Origin of the sequence: Oceanicola sp. S124, from assembly GCF_000220565.1 — a bacterium.
In the GTDB taxonomy this organism is placed as follows: domain Bacteria; phylum Pseudomonadota; class Alphaproteobacteria; order Rhodobacterales; family Rhodobacteraceae; genus Pseudooceanicola.
The window spans coordinates 1-3,909 of sequence record NZ_AFPM01000142.1; the positions used below are offsets into that span (position 1 = coordinate 1).

General features: G+C 70.0%; 3 protein-coding genes. 2 read left to right on the forward strand and 1 reads right to left on the reverse strand.

Annotated elements, in window-relative coordinates; translation table 11 throughout:
• Positions 1-37: 37 nt before the first annotated feature.
• Both OS124_RS0109800 and OS124_RS0109805 read left to right on the forward strand, forming a co-directional pair.
• A complete protein-coding gene (locus OS124_RS0109800) occupies positions 38-1,219 on the forward strand; it encodes an aminotransferase (protein ID WP_010139390.1) in 1,182 nt (393 codons plus the stop codon).
• Positions 1,220-1,371: 152 nt separating this feature from the next.
• The gene (locus OS124_RS0109805) at positions 1,372-3,225 is read left to right on the forward strand and encodes a SurA N-terminal domain-containing protein (RefSeq protein ID WP_010139391.1); all 1,854 of its coding nucleotides are present in this window, start codon (positions 1,372-1,374) and stop codon (positions 3,223-3,225) included.
• A 157-nt stretch (positions 3,226-3,382) separates the two neighbouring features.
• Here the strand turns inward: OS124_RS0109805 and OS124_RS0109810 are convergent.
• The coding region (locus OS124_RS0109810; protein WP_010139392.1) for a serine hydrolase at positions 3,383-3,909 on the reverse strand (527 nt) is incomplete at its 5' end.

Consider the following 3,909-nt stretch of genomic DNA (forward strand, 5'->3'; position numbering starts at 1 on the left):
CTTGCTAGCGTCGCCCGACACATCAGCAGAGGCCGCCATGATCCCCGCCAAGTCCCGCGCCAGCGCCACCTTCCTGCCCCCGGTGATGGAGGCCCGCCGCTGGCTGGACGGGGTCGACTTTCCCGCCGGTCGCCCGCTGATCAACGTCAGCCAGGCCGCCCCGGTCGCTCCGCCGCCGCCGCCGCTGATCGCCGCCCTGCAAGAGGCCATGGCGCGGCCCGAGACCCATCTCTACGGCCCCGTGCTGGGCCTGCCCGCCCTGCGCGAGAAGATCGCCGCCGACTGGTCGCTGGCCTATGGCGGGCAGATTGCGCCGTCGCAGGTGGCCATCACCGCCGGCTGCAACCAGGCCTTCTGTGCGACCATCTTCGCCCTTGCCGGCGAGGGGGACGAGGTGATCCTGCCGACGCCCTGGTACTTCAATCACAAGATGTGGCTCGACATGTCCGGCGTCGCCGCCGTGCCCCTGCCCTGCGGCACCGACATGCTGCCCGACCCCGAGCAGGCCGCCGCGCTGATCACGCCGCGCACCCGCGCGATCACCCTGGTCTCGCCCAACAACCCGGCGGGGGTGGAATATCCGCCCGAGCTGATCGCCGCCTTCCGCGACCTCTGCCGGTCGCGCGGCATCGCGCTGATCCTCGACGAGACCTACCGCGATTTCCACTCGTCCGAGCAGGCGCCGCATGACCTGTTCACCGATCCCGACTGGGACGAGGTGCTGGTGCATCTCTATTCCTTCTCGAAGGCCTACCGGCTGACCGGGCACCGCACCGGCGCCGTGGTCGCCTCGCAGGCGCTGCTGAGCGAGATCGAGAAGTTCCTCGACTGCGTGGCGATCTGCCCTTCGCAGCCCGGCCAGATCGCCGCGCTCTGGGGGATGGAGAACCTCTCGCAATGGCTGGCGGGCGAACGTGCCGAGATCCTGGCGCGGGGCCGCGCGCTCTGGGCGGGGCGGTCGCGGCTGGCGCAGGCGGGCTGGACGCTGCATTCGGCGGGCGCCTATTTCGCCTACCTCAGTCATCCCTTCGCGATCTCCTCGGGCGCGCTGGCGCCGAAGCTGGTGCGCGACGCGGGGATCCTCATGCTGCCGGGCACCATGTTCACCCCCGCCGGCGATGCCGCGGGCCAGCGCCAGATGCGCGTCGCGGTGGCCAATCTGGACCTCGAGGGGATCGAGGCCTTCCTGTCGCGCATCGAGAGCCGGGCGGCGGGCTGAGCCCGGCCGAGGCGCTGCTTGCCCCTGTCCGGGCAAGGCTTTAACAAGACCGGCAAGGGGGGCATCGATGCCCCTGACGCCTATCAAGACGCATATCAAACAGGCCCCGCCAGAGCCCTGGCGCGGCGCAAGACAGAGATCGGAGGCGCCGCATGGCGAGCAAAGCATCCAACGGGCTGGTCTACATTCTTCTGGCCCTGCTGATCCTGGGCCTCGGCGGCTTCGGCGCGACCAGCTTCACCGGCTCGGTCAGCTCGGTCGCCAAGGTCGACGGCAAGCCGGTGCGGATCGACAGCTACTCTCGCGAGTTGCAGACGCAGATGAACCAGCTGGGCCAGCAGCAGCTCGGCCGCCCGCTGACCCTGGCCGAGGCGCAGGGCTTCGGCATTCCCCAGGGCGTGCTGGCGCAGCTGATCAGCGACCGTTCGCTGGATGCCGAGGCCGCGCGTCTGGGTCTTTCAGTCGGTGACGACACCCTCGGCCAGCAGATCATGCAGATCCAGGCCTTCCAGGGGCCGAACGGCACCTTCTCGCGCGATACCTACAGCTTTGCCCTGCAACAGGCCGGCCTGTCCGAGAAGGAATTCGAAGGCGACCTGCGCGACGAGACCGCGCGCTCGGTCCTGCAGGCGGCGGTGATCGCCGCGACCCGGATGCCTGCGACCTATGCCGATGTGCTGACCCGCTACATCGCGGAAACCCGCGACGTGACCCTGCTGCGCCTCGACCAGGACGACCTGCCCGAAGCGCTCGCAGAACCCTCCGAGGAAGAGCTGCGCGCCTTCTACGAAGAGAACATCGCCGATTACACCGCCCCCGAGAAGAAGCGCATCACCTATGCCATGCTCTCGCCCGATGCGCTGATCGACACCGTGCCGGTTGATGCCGAGCGCATCCGCGAGGTCTACGAGAGCCGCATCGACGAGTTCGAGCAGCCCGAGCGCCGCCTGGTCGAGCGCCTCGCCTTCTCCGACGAGGCCGCTGCCGAGGCCGCCAAGGCCGCGCTGGACGCAGGCGAGACCGACTTCGAGACGCTGGTTGCCGATCGCGGCCTGACCCTGACCGATGTCGACCGGGGCGATGTCTCGCAGGCCGCCCTCGGCGCGGCGGGCGAGGCCGTCTTCGCCGCCGAGAGCGGTGATGTCGTCGGCCCGCTGCCGTCGGATCTGGGGCCGGCGCTGTTCCGGGTGAATGGCGTGCTGGCGGCGAACAATGTCGACTACGGCACCGCCAGCCTGATGATCCGCGAAGAGCTGGCCGCAGATGCCGCCCGCCGCGAGGTCTCGTTGCAGGCCGAACCGGCCGAGGACCTGCTGGCCGGTGGCGCGACGCTGGAAGAGCTGGCCGAAGAGACCGGCATGGAGCTGGGCAGCATCGACTGGTACGACGGCCTCTCCGAGGGGATCGCCGGCTATGCCGACTTTGACGAGGCCGCCGCTGCCGTGGCGCAGGGCGACTATCCCGAGATCGCCGAGCTGGACGATGGCGGCATCTTCGCCCTGCGTCTTGACGAGGTGATCGCCCCGGCCCCCGAGGCCTTCGAGGATGTCCGCGACCGGGTGCAGAACAACTGGGAAGCGCAGCAGACCGACGCCGCCCTGACCGCCCGTGCCGAAGAGATCCTGTCGCGCCTCGACGCCGGCGAGACGCTGGAGGCCGTCGCCGAGGCCGAGGGTCTCGAACTGACCACCGAGACCGGCATCACCCGGGGTGGCAATGTGCTGGGCACCGCGACGGGCTACAACGCCAGCGTCTTCGAGATGGAGGAAGGCGCCGCGATGATCTCCTCGGCCTTCGGGGCGGTGATCCTCACCCGGCTGGATGCCGTCACCCCGCCCGCCGAGGAAGACGAGCAGACCGCGCTGCTGCGCCAGCAGATCACCAGCCAGGTCTCGAGCGGCCTCGCGCAGGATCTCTACTCGGCCTATGCCGACGAGGTGCAGGGCAGCATGGATGTGCGCGTCGACCAGGAAGCGCTGAACGCCATCCACAGCCAGTTCCAGTAAGGTCCGGCCCGGCGCCGGCACAGGCAAGGGGCGCCGCCCGGCGCCCTTTCAGGAACCGGAACCGGGGTGGCGTGGGACGCCTTTGCAGAGACAGGAAACGGGGCGCCTTCGGGCGCCCCGTCTCGTTTCCGCCCGACGCCCTGCGGTCGGGCAAGGCTCAGCCCGATGCGGCCTCCATGGCGATACGCACCGCCTCCCATTCCGCCAGGGCCTCGTCTTGGCCATCGGTGAAACAGGCCACGGTCAGGGCATCGGCAAGGCCGGGGAAGTGATAGATCGCGTTGACGCTGAAGGGGCCGGAGCCCGAGTGGCCCCAGACCATGCCCGCCCCTTCGAGCGGCCCCATCATCAGCCCCAGCCCATAGCCGGTCTCACGCCAGGGTCGCCCCGGGATCGGACCGCCGATCGGATATCTCTGCTGCATCTGCCGCAGGCTGTCCGGCGACAGCAGCCGCCCCATGGCGAGGCCGTGCAGCAGCTCTGCCCCCGCCCGCGCCGGGCCCAGGATCAGCCCGTGATAGACCCAGCCCGGGTGATAGTCGCGCCCCTCGGGCCAGGCGATGGCCTGCATGTCCGACAGGTCGCGGGCGACCCGCACCCCGGTCAGGCCGAGCGGAGCGCAGATCTCTTCCGCCACCAGCTCGGCGAAGCTGCGCCCGGTCGCGGCTTCGATGCGCTCGCGCG